This is a genomic window from Bradyrhizobium sp. LTSP857 (genome assembly GCF_000938285.1).
GTDB lineage: Bacteria > Pseudomonadota > Alphaproteobacteria > Rhizobiales > Xanthobacteraceae > Bradyrhizobium.
Window position 1 is genome coordinate 283523 of the sequence record NZ_JYMS01000045.1, and the last position, 16926, is coordinate 300448.

At 64.5% G+C, this 16926-nt stretch carries 14 protein-coding genes; 1 reads left to right on the forward strand and 13 read right to left on the reverse strand.

The window, feature by feature from the left end; all coding sequences use genetic code 11:
* Position 1: 1 nt before the first annotated feature.
* Both UP06_RS29225 and hydA read right to left on the reverse strand, forming a co-directional pair.
* Positions 2–976, reverse strand: coding sequence for an NAD-dependent epimerase/dehydratase family protein (locus tag UP06_RS29225; RefSeq protein WP_045007119.1), 975 nt, complete (start codon positions 974–976; stop codon positions 2–4).
* 16 nt (positions 977–992) lie between these two features.
* On the reverse strand, positions 993–2462 hold the full coding sequence (gene hydA / locus UP06_RS29230; RefSeq protein ID WP_045007120.1) for a dihydropyrimidinase: 1470 nt from the start codon (positions 2460–2462) through the stop codon (positions 993–995).
* A gap of 56 nt (positions 2463–2518) precedes the next feature.
* On the opposite strand from hydA, the gene UP06_RS29235 reads away from it, so the two are divergent.
* On the forward strand, positions 2519–3181 hold the full coding sequence (locus tag UP06_RS29235; protein ID WP_045007121.1) for an aspartate/glutamate racemase family protein: 663 nt from the start codon (positions 2519–2521) through the stop codon (positions 3179–3181).
* Here the strand turns inward: UP06_RS29235 and UP06_RS29240 are convergent.
* The 11 genes from UP06_RS29240 to UP06_RS29290 form a co-directional block, all read right to left on the reverse strand.
* Complete coding sequence (locus UP06_RS29240) at positions 3178–3846, reverse strand: flavin reductase family protein (RefSeq protein WP_045007122.1); 669 nt, start codon at positions 3844–3846, stop codon at positions 3178–3180. The genes UP06_RS29235 and UP06_RS29240 overlap by 4 nt on opposite strands.
* Positions 3847–3851: 5 nt before the next feature.
* Positions 3852–4784, reverse strand: coding sequence for an N-carbamoyl-D-amino-acid hydrolase (locus UP06_RS29245; protein ID WP_045007123.1), 933 nt, complete (start codon positions 4782–4784; stop codon positions 3852–3854).
* 103 nt (positions 4785–4887) lie between these two features.
* Positions 4888–6570 (reverse strand): long-chain-fatty-acid--CoA ligase, encoded by a 1683-nt coding sequence (locus tag UP06_RS29250; RefSeq protein ID WP_045007124.1) that lies wholly within the window; start codon positions 6568–6570, stop codon positions 4888–4890.
* A complete protein-coding gene (locus UP06_RS29255; protein ID WP_045007125.1) occupies positions 6567–7862 on the reverse strand; it encodes a class-III pyridoxal-phosphate-dependent aminotransferase in 1296 nt (431 codons plus the stop codon). The genes UP06_RS29250 and UP06_RS29255 overlap by 4 nt, the downstream gene beginning before the upstream one ends.
* A 10-nt stretch (positions 7863–7872) precedes the next feature.
* Positions 7873–9453, reverse strand: a complete 1581-nt coding sequence (locus UP06_RS29260; RefSeq protein WP_045007126.1) for a hydantoinase B/oxoprolinase family protein — start codon at positions 9451–9453, stop codon at positions 7873–7875.
* A complete protein-coding gene (locus UP06_RS29265; RefSeq protein ID WP_045007127.1) occupies positions 9450–11459 on the reverse strand; it encodes a hydantoinase/oxoprolinase family protein in 2010 nt (669 codons plus the stop codon). Before UP06_RS29265 ends, UP06_RS29260 begins: the two co-directional genes overlap by 4 nt.
* 426 nt (positions 11460–11885) lie before the next feature.
* Positions 11886–13496, reverse strand: coding sequence for a MocR-like pyridoxine biosynthesis transcription factor PdxR (gene pdxR / locus UP06_RS29270; protein WP_245305577.1), 1611 nt, complete (start codon positions 13494–13496; stop codon positions 11886–11888).
* Between the two features lie 28 nt (positions 13497–13524).
* The gene (locus UP06_RS29275) at positions 13525–14466 is read right to left on the reverse strand and encodes a dihydrodipicolinate synthase family protein (RefSeq protein WP_045007128.1); all 942 of its coding nucleotides are present in this window, start codon (positions 14464–14466) and stop codon (positions 13525–13527) included.
* A 6-nt stretch (positions 14467–14472) separates the two neighbouring features.
* Positions 14473–15279 (reverse strand): amino acid ABC transporter ATP-binding protein, encoded by an 807-nt coding sequence (locus UP06_RS29280; protein ID WP_045007129.1) that lies wholly within the window; start codon positions 15277–15279, stop codon positions 14473–14475.
* Entirely contained in the window at positions 15276–16007 is a 732-nt protein-coding gene (locus UP06_RS29285; RefSeq protein ID WP_045007130.1) for an amino acid ABC transporter permease, read from the reverse strand. The genes UP06_RS29280 and UP06_RS29285 overlap by 4 nt, the downstream gene beginning before the upstream one ends.
* 17 nt (positions 16008–16024) lie before the next feature.
* Complete coding sequence (locus tag UP06_RS29290; protein ID WP_045007131.1) at positions 16025–16861, reverse strand: ABC transporter substrate-binding protein; 837 nt, start codon at positions 16859–16861, stop codon at positions 16025–16027.
* Positions 16862–16926 lie beyond the last annotated feature (65 nt).

Genomic DNA, 16926 nt, shown 5'->3' on the forward strand with positions numbered 1-16926 from the left:
GTCAGATCCAATCCTTGTGCTGCGTCAACCACGCGTTCATCGCGGCCGCGGACTCGGCGCAACCGAACCGCGCGCGCCAGCCGAACTCGTCCGCCATCCGCGAGACCGACAGCGGCGCGCGAGCCGGCCCGTGCAACTTGATGACAGTTTTTTCTCCGGGCGCCGCGAGCCTGCATCGCAGGCCGGGATTTAACGCTGCAAAGGCCTCGCCCCATTGCAGCGCCGGCCATAACCCGCCGCGGGAGATGTTATAGAGCCGATGGCGCGGCCGCTCGGCTTCGATCAACACAGCCACGGCTTCGGCAGCATCCGGAGCGTAGATCCAGTCCCTCATGCCCGCTTCAGGCACGATCGCCGCCTCGCCGCGGGCGAACGCCGCCAGAATCTGGAACTGGAGGCTCGGCGTATCGCGTACCGAGCTGGGTCGCTCCCACGGGCCGAACAGGGCGCTTAAGCGCACGCTCAGGAAATCGCCGCCAAAGAGCTCGGCATGGCGCGCCACCGATCGCTCCGATGTGAACTTGCTGATGGCGTAGAACGAGACGGGATCGCACGGCGTTTCCTCGTCCAAAATCTCGAACCGAGCGCCCGCGGCGCCATAGGCCGACGCCGACGACAGATTAACGACACGGCGAACACCATGCCGGATCGCCGCGTGCAGGATCGGGATCTGGGCCATCACATTGACCTCGAGAACGCGCGCGGTCGACGCCCGTTCGAGATCATCGCCGGCCGTCACCGCCGCGCCCAGCACGATCGCATCAACGCCTTCGGCAATGAGGGCGTCGATGCCTTCCATATCATTGATGTCGCCCTGAACGACCTTCAGGCGCGCTTTGTAGTCGGCCAGCGATCGCTGCGCAGTTGGCGGAAGCGGCGCGCGATCATACAGCGTCACGTCATGGCCGCGCGCGAGCAGCACCTCCGCAAGGTTCAGGCCGACAAAGCCGGTGCCGCCGAAGATGACGATCTTCATCTGATGCAGCTCACCCTCACAGCAGCGTCGCTCCAAAATTGCGTTCCGGATCCATGTCGGCGACGAGCCGGCCAGTGGGCTTGGCCGCCTCACCGCCGCTGCGCGCGAGGAACTGGCCGCTGCCGGCATTTGCGAGGCACTTGTTGCCGTCGATGATCACGCGGCCGCGCGAGAGCACCGACACTGGCCAGCCCTTCAGCTTGCGACCCGCAAACGGCGTGTAGCCGGCAAGGTCGTGCATCATCTCGTCGGCGATCGTGGTCTCGCGATTGGGATCCCAGATCGCGATATCGGCGTCGGCGCCGACCGCGATCGATCCCTTGCGCGGATGCAGATTGTAGATCTTTGCCGGCGCCGTCGCCGTCAGCTCGACGAACTTCTCAAGGCCCAATCGCCCCTTCGACACCATCGCATCGAACAGCAGCGGCAGCCGCAGTTCCAGTCCCGGCAGGCCGTTCGCGACCTGCTTGAAGTTGGGATTGGGGCCGGCGCGCAGCTTGCCGGTCTCGTCAAAGCGATAGGGCGCGTGATCCGACGAGATGGTCTGGAGATCGCCGAGCGAGAGTGCTTGCCAGAGCGCCTCCTGGTCGGAATGCGTCCGCGGCGGCGGGCTGCACATCCACTTGGCGCCATCGGCGCCGGGCTTGTCGAGATCGGCGGCGGTCAGGAACAGATATTGCGGACAGGTTTCGGCGAAGACCTTGAGCCCCTGCCCGCGCGCATCGCGGATCACCTTGGCGCCTTCAGCCGTCGAGACGTGGAAGATCATGATCGGCTGGTCGATCAGCGCCGCCATGCCGATCAATCGGGTAAAGGCCTCCGCCTCCGAGACGCGCGCGTGGCTGACGGCGTGGTATTTCGGCAGCGTGTAGCCGCGTGCGAGCAGGCGCTTCACCATCCAGGCGATGATACCGTGGTTTTCGGCGTGCGCGCACAGCATTGCGCCGGACTGGCGCGCAGCAAGGAGAATGTCGAGCAGTGGCTCGTCGTCGACCTTGAGCCGGTCATAGGTCATGAAAATCTTGATCGACGCATGGCCCTGTTTCACCAGCGCCGGGATGTGCTCTTCGACCGTCTCCTTGGTCGCGTCCGCGATGATCATGTGGAAGGCGTAGTCGATCACGGCGCCCTTCTTCGCCAACGCGTGATAATCCTCCACCACCTGCGGCAGCTTCATGCCGACATGCTGGGCCGCGAACGGGATCACCGTGGTGGTGCCGCCGAAGGCCGCCGACACAGTCGCACTCTCGAACGTATCGGCGTTCATGATGCCGGCGGCGGACAATTGCTCGATATGGGCGTGGCTGTCGACGCCGCCGGGCAGCACCAGCTTGCCGCGCGCGTCGATCTCACGCTTGGCCGGCGCAAGCCCGCGGCCGACGGCGACGATCGTTTCGCCCGAGATGGCGACGTCGGCTTCGAACACATCGGTGGTGGTGGCGACGCGGCCGCCGCGGATGATCAGGTCGTAGGTGGGTTCAGTCATGAGGCACTCCGTGATATGCCTGAGGCAAGTACTCGTAATTTTGCAGAAAGACCATCATGTCCCGGCCGCGCATTCTCGTCATCAATCCGAACTCCAATCCCGCAGTCACGCAAGGGCTGGAGGACGCGCTGAAGCCGCTCGGTTTCGAAGGTGGGCCGGAACTGGTTTGCCAGTCGCTGGCTGAAGGCCCGTTCGGCGTTGAAAGCCAGGCCGACGTCGACAGCGTCGCGATGCCGCTGCGAAAACTGATCGAAGGCGACAATAGCTCGGCCGCCTTCGTCATCGCCTGCTACAGCGACCCCGGGCTCCAGGTCTGCCGCGAGGGCACCGACCGACCGGTGTTCGGCATCGCCGAGTGCGGCGTGCTGACGGCGCTCGCGCGCGCCGAGACGTTTGGCGTCATCGCCATCGCCCAGCGCTCGATTCCGCGCCACATGCGCTATCTCAGGCAGATGGGACTGACGGATCGTCTGGCCGGCGAGCGTCCCCTCAATATGAGCGTTGCCGAGACCGCCTCGGGCGAAGGTACGCTCGCGAAGATGATCGAGGTCGGCCGCGCGCTGCGCGACGAGGACGGCGCCCGCGCCATCGTGATGGGCTGCGCCGGCATGGCGCGCCACCGCCGCCCGCTGGAAGACGCGCTCGGCATCCCCGTGATCGACCCGACACAGGCGGCCGTCACCATGGCGCTCGGTACGGTGCAGTTCTCGCGTCACTAGGCGTCCTTCAGATCTTTTGCATCCCGGCGTGCGAGCCATTGCGTATGGCTCTCGCGCGCCAGGGCGAATGTATCCCGCTGCGTCGTATAGAGATTGCCGAACATGCGGCCGATCGGCCGGTAAGCTTCGAGATCGACATACATGTTGGCCTCGTCGACCAGGCCCTCGCGGGCATGGACCCGGAGCACCTCGCCAACGAGCAGTTCGCGATCGGGCGAAAAATTCAACGCGACATGGCGCCGGCATTCGAGCGCAAAGGGAGCCGCGGCCAGACGCGGCACCTTCACGTCGACGGAAGGGAGCGTCGCCAGCCCGGTCGCCGCGACCTCGCTATCGCCGGAGGGGAAATCGACGGCGCATTCGTTCATCGTTGTCGACAGTGCCTCATCCACCATGTGAACGACGAACTCGCCATCGCGATGGATGTTGCGGGTCGTGTCCTTTGGACTGTGATCCGGCTTGTGCTGAAGCCCCAGCACGATCAGAGCGGGACTCTCGGAGAAGACGTTGAAGAAGCTGAACGGCGCGGCGTTGACCGCCCCGTTCTCGTCCAGCGTCGTCACCAGCGCGATCGGCCGCGGAACCACCACCCCGCAGAGCAGCTTGTAGCGGTCGCGCGGGTCGAGCTCGCGCAGAGAAATACCTGATGCGCCCTTGTCCACCATCGGCGTCACTTCTCCGGCGGCGGCACCGCGCCGGTTTGGCTGGTGATCAGGCCGTAATGCTCGATGCGGCGATGCCGGGCGAAATCGAAGATCGTGGTCTTGCCGAAAATGGTGGCATCGAGGTCGCAAGGATGAACCAGAACCTCGTCGTCTTCGGTCTTGGCCTCGGCGACGATCTCACCATTGGGATCGACGATCAGGCTGCCGCCAAACAGCGGGTGTCCGTCCTCGACGCCAGCCTTGCCTACCGCGACGACCCAGGTCGCGTTCTGATAAGCGCCGGCCTGCGCGGAGAGACGGTTGTGAAACAGGCGTTTCTCGACGCCCTCCTCGCTCTTCTCCGCGTTGACGGACGGCGTGTTGTAGCCGATCACCACCATCTCGACGCCCTGCAAGCCCATGACCCGATAGGTCTCGGGCCAGCGGCGATCGTTGCAGATGGCCATGCCGATGATGCCACCGAGTTCGCGCCAGACCTTGAAGCCGAGGTCACCCGGCTCGAAATAGCGCTTCTCCAGATGCTGGTGCGAACGTTTGGTATCGAACTCGACATGACCCGGCAGGTGGATCTTGCGATATTTGCCGACGATCTTGCCGGATTTGTCGGTGAGGATTGCGGTGTTGAAGTGATGGCCGTCGGGCGTCAGCTCCGCATAGCCGAAATTCATCGCCATCTGGTGCTGTGCCGCGCGCTCGAACAGCGGCCTCGTCGCCGGGCTCGGCATCTCGCGCTCGAACCAGATGTCGGCCTCGGCCCGGTCTTCCATGTACCAGCGTGGAAAGAATGTCGTCAGCGCCAGTTCCGGATAGACGATCAGGTCGGCGCCCTTGGCCTTGGCTTCGTCCATCAGCGCGATCATGCGCTTGACCACGGCCTCGCGGCTGTCGGCTTTCTGGATCGGGCCCATCTGGGCGGCGGCAACATTGACGATACGCATCAGCGATTTCCTGGTGATTTCTTAGGTAAAGCCATAACTTCAACGACGTCACGGCGCGTGCAGCATAGCGCAGCCTCGCCTACGATTTCCAGTCGGACGCCCCTCATACGGTCCGCCCCCATTCGGCGTCTTGCAGCAGCCGCCAGTTGATCTTGTTGCTCGCAGTCCGCGGCAACTGATCGACGAAGACGACGGCGCGGGGCGCCTTGTAGCTTGCCATCGCGCCGCGAGCCCAATCCATGACATCGTCCGGCGATGTCGTCGCCCGCGCCGCCTCATCCAGCACCACCAGCGCCTTGACGGTCTCACCGCGATAATTGTCCGGTGCCGAGACGATGCAACACTCCCGAATGGCGCGGTTCTGGTACATCGCGGCCTCAACTTCGGCCGGCCACACCTTAAAGCCGCTGACATTGATCATCCGCTTCAACCGGTCGACGGCGAAGAAGTAACCGTCAGTATCGCGGTAGCCGAGATCGCCGGTGCGCAGGAACCGTTGTTCCGAGAGCTCGATGAAAGATTCTGCGTTGGCCTCGGGCCTGTTCCAGTAGCCTTGCAGCACCTGCGGCCCGTGCACGACGATCTCGCCGACCACGTTGTCGTCAAGTTCGATCAGGCTCTCCGGATCGACGATCCTCGCATCGGTGTCGTGCACGGCAATGCCAAGACATTGCCGCTTGGGTGCGGCCATCGGATTGAGGTGGGTCGGCGACATCGTTTCGGTCATGCCGTAGCCCTCGACGAAATCGAGGCCGAACCGCCCTTTCAGCCGCTCGGCCACGGCGGCCGGCATCGCCGCGCCGCCGCCGGTCAGCACTTTGAGCTTCGCGAAGCATCGGTCGCGGAACCGGGCGCTCGCGAGTACGTCGACGATCATGGTCGGCGCGGCGTTCCAGAACGTCACGCCATAGATTTCGAACAGATCCGGCAGCAGATCCTTGTCCCAGCGCGCCATCAGCAGCAGCGTCGCGCCGGCGACAACAGCCGCATTCATCGAACCCTGCATGCCCGCGACATGGAACAGCGGCATGAAGCCCGTCATCACGTCGTCGCCACCGAGACCGTACCAGCGCGCCTGCAAGACCGCGGTGAACAGCGCGCTGCGATGCGTGTGCATGCAGGCTTTGGGCTTTCCAGTCGTGCCCGACGTATAGGGCAGGATCATCAGATCGTCCGGTCCTGCGGTAATTATGCTCGGCTGCAAGCCTTGCGCGATCGCGGATGACCAGGAATGCCAGCCCGGCGATGACGGCACGTCTGACGGCGCTTCGGTCACACATGACGGCAACGTATAGGGTGTGGCAGCAGGCACCTCGTCGCGATACTGCGCGACGATGGCATGGGTGACGGCCTCGCCCACCAGTGGGGCAAACACATCACTAAGCTCGCTCCCGATGATCGCGACCGTGGCGCCGCTGTCGGCGGCGAGATAGTCGATCTCGGCGGTCTTGTTCATCGGATTGACGGGAACGATGACCGCATCCGCCCGCATCACCGCATAATAGGCGATGACATATTGCGGCGAGTTCTGAAGCGCGACCATCACACGGTCGCCGCGCTTTACTTCGCAGACGCTTTGCAGGAAGCCGGCCATGGCATCGACCCGGCCGCGCAACTCGGCGTAGCTCAGGCTCGCGCCGTAAAACACCGTCGCCGGATGCGAGGGGCGATCATGCGCGGCCCGCGTCAGCGCGTCGTAGAGCGTTCCCTCCGGCAGCGCGAGCTGCCAGGGCTCATCCGCCGGCCAGGCCGGCGACCGATGGGGCGCTGCGTGATCCGCGCTCACCCGTGCTCCTCGTCGGCAATGTCCAGTCCGTGGTCGAGCGCATCCAGAAGCCACTCGGCTTCGTGCTCGGAGATCACGAGCGGCGGCGCCAGAAACAGCGAGGTCTGCTCGCCGCTGGTTCCGATCACCGCACCCGCCTCCAGCGCCCGCTCCGCCACGCGTGAGGCGATCGGCACTTCGGTGGTGTCGGCGTGCCAGTTGCGCCAATCCGGGCCGTGCAGCTCCACCGTCCAGTGCAGCCCCTGCCCCGCCACACGCTGCACGCTCGGATGCTTTTGTGCGATCGCGAGCAGGCGGCGAGTGAACAGCCTTTCGAGGCTCTTCACGTGCTCCAAAATCTTCTCTTCGCTGACGACCTTGAGGTAAGCACTGACCGCGGCCATGCTGATCGGATGGCCGCGCAGCGTTCCGTAGTTCTGCCAGCTCGTGCCCTTGAGCCGATCGACGATGTCTTTCGAGACCACGACTGCAGCGACGGCGGCTGCGCCGCCGCCAAGCGACTTGCCGAGCGTCACGATATCGGGCCGGCTCTTGGCCCCCTGGAACGCGAACCAGCGTCCGGCGCGACCTGCGCCGGTGACGACCTCGTCCGCGATCCAGTACGAGCCCGCCTGCCGCGCACAGCGCGCCACCTCGTCCTGATAGGCGCCGTCGTAATAGATGCCGCCCTGGGTGTAATCGATGATCGTCGCTGCGGTATCCGACAGCAGGCGCGTGGCATCTGCCAGGTATTCACTCGGCGGGGCATTGTTGGCCGGCGCACCGTAGATTGCGCCATCGGGCGCCGGAAGAATCCGCACGGGTGCCATCGGCGCCGGTAGCTTCGAGCCACCGGCATGCACGGCGAGGCCGCCGTGCCATTGCGGCTGCACCGTCATGCTGCGCGACAGGCCGGTGATGCCGTGATAGGCGCGCTCGCGCGTCGCCAGCGCAGAACGCTGCGTCAGCGCCTGGCAGAGCGACAGCGCCATGTCGTTGGCCTCGCTGCCGCTGATGCAGAAGCGCACCGCGCCGACCCAATCCTCCTCGCCCCTGAACGCGGTGGCCATCAGATCGTCGGCGGCCTGCTCGCGGCCGACCCAGGTCCAGCCTTCATTGACGACAGGCGTATCCGCCGCGCTGCGGATCGCCTCCACCATCGCGGGGTGACGGTGGCCGAGCCCGCCGCCGGTGTTGCTGCCGTCGATCAGGCGGCGGCCGTCTGACAGATGAAAGTAGACGCCCTCGCCGCCGACCACGGCCATGGGCGCGCTCTCACCGGCATTCAATCCAGTTCGCAACAATTTGCTCATCGCAATCCCCTCACTCCGCAGCCGCGGCGCCGTAGCCACCGCCACCGCACATCTCGATCGTGACGAGATCGTCTTGCTGCAACACCAGGTTGGATTTGCCGTCGATCGCGACATTTGCGCCCTGCCTGATCAACGAGATGCGACAGGCCTTGCCGGCTTCGCCGCCCTGCATGCCGTACGGTGGAATCACCATGCGCTCGATGCAGGTGGTCAGATGCATCGACGGCGCAAGGATGCGATAGGTGCGCACGGATCCGTCACCTCCGCGATAGGCACCCGCGCCGCCGGAATCCCGGCGAATGGCCTGCTGCTCGACGCTGATCGCGTAGCTTGCCTCGATCACCTCGATCGGCGTATTCGATGTGTTGGACAGATGCACCCGGGTTGCCGAGATGCCGGCCCGATCGTGGCGCGCGCCTTCACCGCCTCCGTGAACCTCGTAGAGCATCTTCCACGAACCGTTTTGGCGCGGTTCGGCAAAGAACAGGACGCCCGCTGTGGTCGCTCCGCCCGCCGACAAACGTTCGGGAATGGTGTCCTGCATGGCGCGGAAGATCGCATCGACAATGCGCATGGACGTCTCGTGATTGCCGGCCGCAACGGAGGCGTTCCAGCCCGGCTCAAGAATCGAGCCCGGACGCGTGATGATGGTCAACGGCCGAAGCGCTCCGGCGTTCTGGTTCATGTCGCGCCCACTCATGATGCGCGCGGCATAGGCCACCGCCGAGCGCGCCATGAACGGCGTCGTGTTGCAGAAATTGGAGACCCGATCGCAGCTGCCGGACAGGTCGAAGGTCGCCTCATCCCCGGCGATGGTAATCTTGACGTGGATACGCGCCGGAGCATTGTCTGTGCTGCCGTCGTCGAGATAATCTTCGCCCTCGTAGACGCCGTCCGGCAGCGCACGCAACGCCTCCCGCATCTCGATCTCGGAGAGATCGTGCAGGCGCGACTGCGTCGCCGTGAAGACGGCCTTGCCGTGCTCTCGGCAAAGCTCGACGATGCGCCGCTCGCCTGCCTTGGTCGCCGCAATCTGGGCCAGAAGATCGCCCTCGCAGGATTCGGGATCGCGGACGTTGGCCTTGAGCAGCTGCACGATCGGCGTAATGACGCCAGCCTTGGTCGCGATCAGCACCGGCGGAATCCGCATCGCCTCCTGGAACGTGTCGATCGCCTTGGCAAAATAGCTGCCGGGCCAGGTGCCACCGATGTCGGGCCAGTGCGCAAGGCTGACTGCGAACGCCACGATCTCGCTGTCGACGAAGACGGGCCGCACGACCTTGACGTCGTTGAGATGATTGCCGCCGAGCGCACCGACATTGTAGATCAGCACGTCGCCGTCGTTCAGGCTGTCGACCGGCACCACCTTCAGCAGCTCGGGGATCGTGTAGGCCATCGCGCCGAGGTGGATCGGAATGTCGCGGCCCTGCCCGACGAGGCCGCCACGGCCGTCCGTGATCGCCGACGACAGATCTCCGGCCTCGCGCAGCAGCGGCGAGCGCGCCGAACGCGTCATCACCAGGCTCATTTCCTCGGCCGCGGCGGAAAGCCCGTGCCGGATGACCTCGACGACGAACGGATCGAGCTTCATGCCGCCCTCCGCGTCAAGAACAGATTGCCGGCAGTGTCAGGCTTGGCCTCCCAGCCGGGCGGCACCACCACTGTCGACCACGCGTCTTCAATGATCGCCGGGCCGCTGACGATTTCGGTCAGCGAAGCGCGGTCGATGATTGCGGTGGCGATATCGTGGAAGCCGTCAAACGAGCAGACGCGGCGGCCAGTGGACACCGCCCTGACAGCGGTCGCCGGTCGGCTCACGACAGTCGTCGACGGCCGGCGCGCCTGCACACGCACGGACTCGATGACGCAGCTCTCGCTTGTCGCGTAGCCGAACAGCTCGTGATGCCGTATCAAAAAATCCTTCTTGAGCTTGGCCGCATCCAACGGCAAAGCGAACGGCACCGGAATAGCGTCGTTCTGGGCCGCGTAGCGCATCAGCGCCACCAGCTCGACCTGAATCTCTGCATTGGCAACGCCATTCGCGATGAGCGGCGCGGACGCATCGTCAATCAGCGTCCCGATCCGCTCCGACACGCGGGCGAGATCGATACCGTCGAGGGCTACGCGAAGAGTCTGCTGCTGGAGGAAGCTGAAATCGGCGGTGAGGCAGCCCAGCGCCGAGAACGCGCTCGAGGCGCTCGGTACGACGGCCTCTGCAATCCCGTAGAGATCGGCAAGCCCCGCAGCATGCATCGGACCGCCACCGCCGAAGGCGAGCAGCGTGCAATCGCGTCCATCGATGCCGCGCTCGACTGTGACGCGGCGGAGCGCACGCGCCATCGTTGCATTCGCGACCTTGACGATGCCGAGCGCGGTTTCGGTCAGGCTCAGCCTCAAGGCCTGCGCGATCGGCTCGATGACCTGCGCGGCCGCCTTGATGTCGATGCCGATTCGGTCGCCGAGTTTTGTCTCGGGATTGAGATAGCCGAGCACGGCATTGGCGTCGGTGATCGTCGGCTCGGTGCCGCCACGGCCGTAGCAGGCCGGTCCCGGCTCGGAGCCCGCACTCTCCGGCCCGACCGTCAGGCCGCCGGGACCATTGCGCACGATCGACCCGCCGCCGGCCCCTATGGAATGAACCGCGAGCATCGGCTGGCGCAGCGGCTTGTCGCCGAGCATGCGGCCGTCGGTCATTTCTGCCTGGCCATCGACGATCAGGCAGACGTCGGTCGTGGTGCCACCCATGTCGAAGGTCAGCATGCGCGACGTCGCGAGCTGGCGCGCGATGCTGACCGATGCCGAGACGCCGGCCGCCGGGCCCGACATCGCCATCACCAGCGGCCGCCGCTTCACCGCCGAGATCGGGATCATGGCGCCGGCGGAATGAAACACCTGCAAGCCCGGCCCGATCGGCAGCCGCTGCTCCAGTTCGCTGAGATATTCCACCGCGATCGGCATCGCGGCCGCGTTGAACACGGTCGCCGAGGTCCGCTCATATTCGCGCGCCTCGGGATTGACCTCGTGTGACAGCGAGACATGGGCGACGACGTCCTTGAGGCGCTCGCCCAGCATTTTTTCATGGACTGGATTGGCATAGGCATGGAGCAAGGCCACCGCGACGCTCTGCACGCCTGTCTGTTTCAGCCAGATCACGAGACGCTCGATCTCCACGTCATCCAGCGCCTTCAACACCCGCCCCTCGTGATCGAGGCGCTCGGCAACGCCAAAACATCGTTCAGGCGGGACCAGCGGCGGCGATTTCGGCGGAACGTCGAGACGATAGAGGTCGCGGCGGCGATAGCGCGCGATCTCGAGCACATCGGCAAAGCCTTCGGTGGCAACCAGCGCCACCTTCGGCAGCCGGCCTTCGACGATGGCGTTGGTCACGCGCGTGGTGCCGTGAACGAACCGCTTGACCTCGCTCTTGCGCAGGCCCACCGCCTCGATCGCCTCCAGCATCGCCTGAACCGGAGCGTCGGGGCGCGACGGGACCTTCGCGATCCGCGCCTCCGCGGAATTGCGCCGGATGGCAATGATGTCGGTGAAGGTGCCTCCGATATCGGTGCCGACTTCCCAGTGATTGTCGGAATCGCTCATGTGCAGGGATCAGCTACGCATGACGTCCGAACCGGACGCCGGGTCTGTCCCGTCCACCGCAACGTCTAATGCCAAACTGAGACCGCTCATCCTGCATCCCTTGTCATGCCACCGTCCGAGAGCGTGCGACAGAGCGGAGGCAGCCGGATAGAGCCAGAGTTGTCGCAAACCTCTAGACCAGCGCGTGGCCGACGTTGCGCCGCGCGGCATTGACTGCACGTTTTGGTGCAGCCGTGCCCGCGCAGAGAGCACGCGAGGGCGAGCTGACCCACGCGAGAAAAGTGCGGCGCACCACGGATTCTCGGCGCAAATCGCGACGCCCGCTGCACTGCAATCCGAGCATCTGAAATCGTCTGTCTAATTTGCAGGCGATCGACCGGCACTGCGGGATATCCAGGTGCCTACGAGCTATGCACGACGGTAGGCTCAGCCACTCTTTATTGTACGAACAGTAAGAGACGGTATTGCCGTGTCGGATGGTGCATGGCGGGAGCCGCTACCGATACAAGCCGCGATTCTCGCGAGCAGCGGAGAGGCATCCTCGACGCGCAGACGCCCGTAGCCGAACACCAGGCCCTGTCGCGTCGGATGCTCCAGGAAGTTTTGTGACAGCGGCTGCACATGGATGCCGGCCTGCTTCAGGACCACGGCCGCCTCGCGATCGCTCATCCGCGCCTGCATTGCGTCGGTGAACAGCGCCACCAGGTGAAGCCCAGTGACGGCGGAGGACACGGTCAGATCGTCCGGCATCAACGCTGCAATCGCAGAGATCAGCGCCTTTCGCCTGATAGCATAGACCCGTCGCATCCCGCGCAGATGCCGCAACAGGTGCCCCTCCCGCATGAACTCAGCCAGAGCGAGTTGTCCGATGCCGGAGGTGTGGACGTCGATGCGCGCGCGGCCTTTCGAAAATCCGTCGATGAAATGCTTGTTGGCGACGAGGTAGCCGAGCCGCAGGTTCGGCATCATGATCTTCGAGAAGGTGCCGAAGTAGATCACCCGCCCCTCGCGATCGAGCGAGCGGAGCGAGGCGATCATGCTGTCCTGATGTCTGAACTCCGAATTGTAGTCGTCCTCGATCACCCAGACGTCGTTCCTGTTGGCCCAGTCCAGAAGCTCGAGGCGCCGCTCCAGCCCCATGCTGATGCCGAGCGGATATTGGTGCGACGGCGTGACGACGATCAGCCGCGCGCCAGGCGCACGCCGAATTCCTTCGGAGACGACGAGGCCCTTGTCGTCGACAGGAATCGGAACGAGTTTTGCGCCCGCCGCCGTGAGTGCCCAGCGCGCCTCGACGAAGCCGGGCTCCTCGACCCAGACCTCATCTCCGGGATCGAGGATCATCCGGCTACAGAAATCCAGCGCACCGGAGGTACCTGAGGTGACGACAACCTCCTCCGGCGAGCAGACGAGCCCGCGCACCGAGCCGAGGAAATTAGCGATCTCGCTGCGCAGCCGCGGATGGCCTTCGGGCGGAAGATCGAGGCACTCCTGCTCTCTTGGATTTTGCCAGCTCTGCCGCAGCAGGCGCGACCAGTCCTTGAATGGGAACGTCGAGATGTCCGGCGCGCCCGGGCTGAACTCCGACGGCCAGTTGGTCTCGTAGTCGAACGCGAGCAGCGAGCGCCAGCGTTCCGACATGTGGGCGGGCTTGGCCACGGGCGACGTGGCGGACGGAGGCTGCGCATGCGGCGTCGCAACGGACGCCACCATAACGCTGCCACGCGGCGTCGATTCAAGATAACCCTCGGCGTAGAGCAGGTCCCACGCAGTGAGCACCACCGTGCGCGAACAGCCCAACTCCCGTGCGACCTCGCGCGATCCCAAAAATTGCGTCCCGGCCGGAAAGGTGCCGTGCAGAATCGAGCTCCTGATGTGGGCGGCAATCTGCAAGTGCAGCGGTACGGCCGACGTCCGGTCGATATGCATCCCGGCAAGGGACACGCGTTTGTTCGGTTGGCGCTTCCTGTCCATCGCCCAGACATGAATGTTGGAACGGCCGGCAATGCCCGCCGGGATCAACTCAGGATGGGCCAAGAGCGGATTCGGGTCCAGCCTCCGCAGACTATCCTTGCCCAGCCAGCTGCAAGGCCAGTTCGAGCGCACGGAGCTCGTCCGGCATCACCGGCGGCTGCGGCGGCCGCACCGCGTCGCATGAGAGCCGTCCGAGCAGTTTCAGGCAAGCCTTGAGCCGCACAGTTGCCCGTCCTCCGGGCGCACCGCGGTAGATTGCGGCCGCCAACGGATACAGCTTGTCGTGCATGCTGCGCGCCCGCTCCCAATCGCCGGCTTCCGCCGCAGCCCAAAGGCTGACCACGAGTTCCGGCACAACGCAAGCGAGGCTCACCTGGCTGCCGGCTGAGCCGACGAGATAACTCGTCATGAGGTGCTCGTCGCCGGAGCCAAGCACGACGAACTCAGGCCGCAGCTTCCGGATCAGCCTCAGATTCTGTTCATAGGCTGCGACCTCCCAGCTGCCTTCCTTGATCGCAACGAAACGGCGATCAGCGACGAGCTGCTCAAGAAGCGGCGGCGCGTAAGCCATGGCCCCGGCGCCGACCGGTGCGGCGTATACCATCAGTGGCGCGGTCGTCGCATCGCGGATATGACGATGGTGTTCGATGACACACTCATCGGCGTGAGCGAGCGCCCAGCTGTTGGGAGGAAACACCAGAAGCCCGTCCGCACCCGCCTGCTCCAGCGCGGCCGCCTCGCGCGCGGCATCGAGGCTCGATTCATGATTGACCCCGGAGACAATCAAACAGTCCTTCGGAGCGTACTCACGCGCCAGCTCCACCACGCGCTGCTTCTCAGCCAGCGACAGCACGAAATTCTCGCCGGCGTGGCCGTTGACCAATAGTCCGTTGATGCCCGTAACGGACGTGACCGACGTGAGATGCGCGGCCAGCCTTGGCTCATCGAGCTCGAAATCAGTAGTCATCGGTACGATCGTAGCGGCATGAATGCCACGCAGGCGATCGCTGAATGTCTGTATCTCGCCGGACATGGCGGACTAGTGAATGATCTGGTCGAGGAACGTCCGCGCCCGCTCGGACTTCGGATGCTTGAAGAACTCCTCCGGCGCGGCCTGCTCGACGATCTTCCCCTCGTTCATGAACACGATCCGGTCGGCGACCTCGCGGGCAAACCCCATCTCGTGGGTCACGCACAGCATGGTCATGCCCTCTTCCGCGAGCTTCTTCATGGTCTCCAGAACTTCCTTGACCATCTCGGGGTCGAGCGCCGAGGTCGGCTCGTCGAACAGCATGATCTTCGGCCGCATGCAAAGCGCGCGTGCGATCGCAACGCGCTGCTGCTGGCCGCCCGACAACTGCCCGGGATATTTGTCAGCCTGCTCCGGAATCCGGACCTTGGTCAGGAAATGCATGGCTAGGTCCTTTGCCTCCGCCGCCGACATGCCACTCACCGTCATCGGCGCCAGGATGCAGTTCTCCAGCACCGTCATGTGCGGAAACAGGTTAAAACTCTGGAACACCATGCCGGTGTCGCGCCTGATCGCATCGATGTTCTTGCGCTGGCGATCGAGCTCGACGCCGTTGACATAGATCAGGCCCTCGTCGTGCTTCTCGATGTGATTGATGCAGCGGATAAGCGTCGACTTGCCGGAGCCGGAGGGACCGCAGACCACGATCTTCTCGCCCTTGGCGACCTTGAGATCGATCTCGTTGAGCGCAGTGAAGTCGCCGTAATGCTTGTAGACGGCCTCCATGCGGACCGCCGGCACATCGCCCAGCTGCGGCTGCGCCATTGCACCTTCAACACCGCTATCCATGGCCGTCTTCATCGACATCTCGCTCATGCGCGGGCCTCCACGCTCGCCTGGGCAACCGACGGCGTCGTCACAGCGCGCCTGGTCTTAGGCGCATTCGATCGACCAAAATGCTTCTCGAGCCGACGCTGAACCGCATCCCAGACCGAGGTGAGGATCAGGTAATAGGCGGTTGCGGCGGCGTAGACCTCGAGGATCTGGAAATGCTCCTGCATCAGCATATCGCTGCGACGCATGAGCTCCTCGACCGAGATGACGGAGGCGAGCGAAGTTGCCTTCAACAACGAATTGATGGAGTTGCCCAGCGGCGGGATCATCAGGCGGAACGCCTGCGGCAGGGTCACGCGGCGGAACGTCACCCAGGGCGACAGGCTCAGCGCCCAGGCAGCTTCGCGCTGCCCAGCCGAGACGGCCATGAAACCGCTGCGTACGATCTCGGCGAGATAGGCCGCCTCGTTGAGGATCAGGCCGACCAGCGCGCAGGTGATCACGCTGAACTTGATCCCGAGCTGCGGCAAGCCGCTGTAGATGACGACCAGCTGGATCAACAGCGGCGTGCCGCGGAAGAACCAGACATAGAACCGCGCCGCGCCTGATAGCACCGGGTTGGACGACATGCGCATCAACGCGATGCCCATGCCGAGGATCAATCCGCCGATCACGGCCGCCACCGTCAAGCCGATGGTGACGAGCACACCCTTCATTAGGAAGTAGTTGAAGAAGTAGTTGACGGCGGCCGTCGGACTGAAATGGCTCATCGGCTCGTCTCCGTATCTCAGGCCGGACCGGGGCCGGCGATCGCAAGCGGCTGATCGGCCGGCATGCTGGTCAGACCGAACTTGTCGAACAGCGCTTGATAGCTGCCGTCGGCACGCATGGCGTTCAGCGCCTTGACGACAGCATCAGCGACCGTCTTGTTGCGAAAACCGAGCGTGGTACGCGCTGTGCCGAGACCGCTCAGCACCTCTTTGACGCGGCCGCGGCCAACGAGATCGCGCGCCACGCTGTCGACGAGCAGCGCGTCGTCCACTTGTCCCGCGAGCAGCGCGCTCACGACGTTGGTCGCCGTCGGGAACGTGCGCATCTCGATTGCGGGACCGCCCTTTGCCACGTTCGCATCGCTGAGCTTCTTGAGCCAATTCATCTGGTAGGTGCTGACCTCGACCGCGGATGTTTTTCCGATCAGGTCAGATTCGGTAGCAATTTTTGTGCCGCTGTCGGGCGCAACCACGACCGAAATGGCCTGAATGGCATAAGGCACCATGTACATCAGCTTCGAACGTTCCTCGGTCCAGAACATGCCGGTATCGATGCCATCGATGCGGCCCGCATTCATGGCCGGGATCATCGCCGGAAAATCCATCCGGATGAGCTCGACCGGGAGACACAGCCGCTTGCCGAGCTCGGTGGCGAGCTCCACGTTGAGGCCCTGCAACTGGCCATCCTTGTCGACGAATTGCTGCGGCGGATTGGTCGGGTTGATGGAGAGCTGCAATTTTCCGGGCGCAATCAGATTGTCGTCGGTGATCGCCGGCGTGCATGCGGCATGCGCCGCAGTGGATGCGAGAACGAGTGCGGCAGCGGCACTCAAGCGAAGCAGTGTCGAGAGCATGTGATACCTCCAGTAAGACGCCAATGACCGATGCAGTTCCTCGCGCGGCCTTCCCCTCAACGTTC

What these genes read in the sequence shown, in the direction of transcription:
- UP06_RS29225 (WP_045007119.1), bottom strand. Translation starts at nt 976, where the DNA reads ATGAAGATCGTCATCTTCGGCGGCACCGGCTTTGTCGGCCTGAACCTT.
- hydA (WP_045007120.1), bottom strand. Translation starts at nt 2,462, where the DNA reads ATGACTGAACCCACCTACGACCTGATCATCCGCGGCGGCCGCGTCGCC.
- UP06_RS29235 (WP_045007121.1), top strand. Translation starts at nt 2,519, where the DNA reads ATGTCCCGGCCGCGCATTCTCGTCATCAATCCGAACTCCAATCCCGCA.
- UP06_RS29240 (WP_045007122.1), bottom strand. Translation starts at nt 3,846, where the DNA reads ATGGTGGACAAGGGCGCATCAGGTATTTCTCTGCGCGAGCTCGACCCG.
- UP06_RS29245 (WP_045007123.1), bottom strand. Translation starts at nt 4,784, where the DNA reads ATGCGTATCGTCAATGTTGCCGCCGCCCAGATGGGCCCGATCCAGAAA.
- UP06_RS29255 (WP_045007125.1), bottom strand. Translation starts at nt 7,862, where the DNA reads ATGAGCAAATTGTTGCGAACTGGATTGAATGCCGGTGAGAGCGCGCCC.
- UP06_RS29260 (WP_045007126.1), bottom strand. Translation starts at nt 9,453, where the DNA reads ATGAAGCTCGATCCGTTCGTCGTCGAGGTCATCCGGCACGGGCTTTCC.
- UP06_RS29265 (WP_045007127.1), bottom strand. Translation starts at nt 11,459, where the DNA reads ATGAGCGATTCCGACAATCACTGGGAAGTCGGCACCGATATCGGAGGC.
- UP06_RS29275 (WP_045007128.1), bottom strand. Translation starts at nt 14,466, where the DNA reads ATGTCCGGCGAGATACAGACATTCAGCGATCGCCTGCGTGGCATTCAT.
- UP06_RS29280 (WP_045007129.1), bottom strand. Translation starts at nt 15,279, where the DNA reads ATGAGCGAGATGTCGATGAAGACGGCCATGGATAGCGGTGTTGAAGGT.
- UP06_RS29285 (WP_045007130.1), bottom strand. Translation starts at nt 16,007, where the DNA reads ATGAGCCATTTCAGTCCGACGGCCGCCGTCAACTACTTCTTCAACTAC.
- UP06_RS29290 (WP_045007131.1), bottom strand. Translation starts at nt 16,861, where the DNA reads ATGCTCTCGACACTGCTTCGCTTGAGTGCCGCTGCCGCACTCGTTCTC.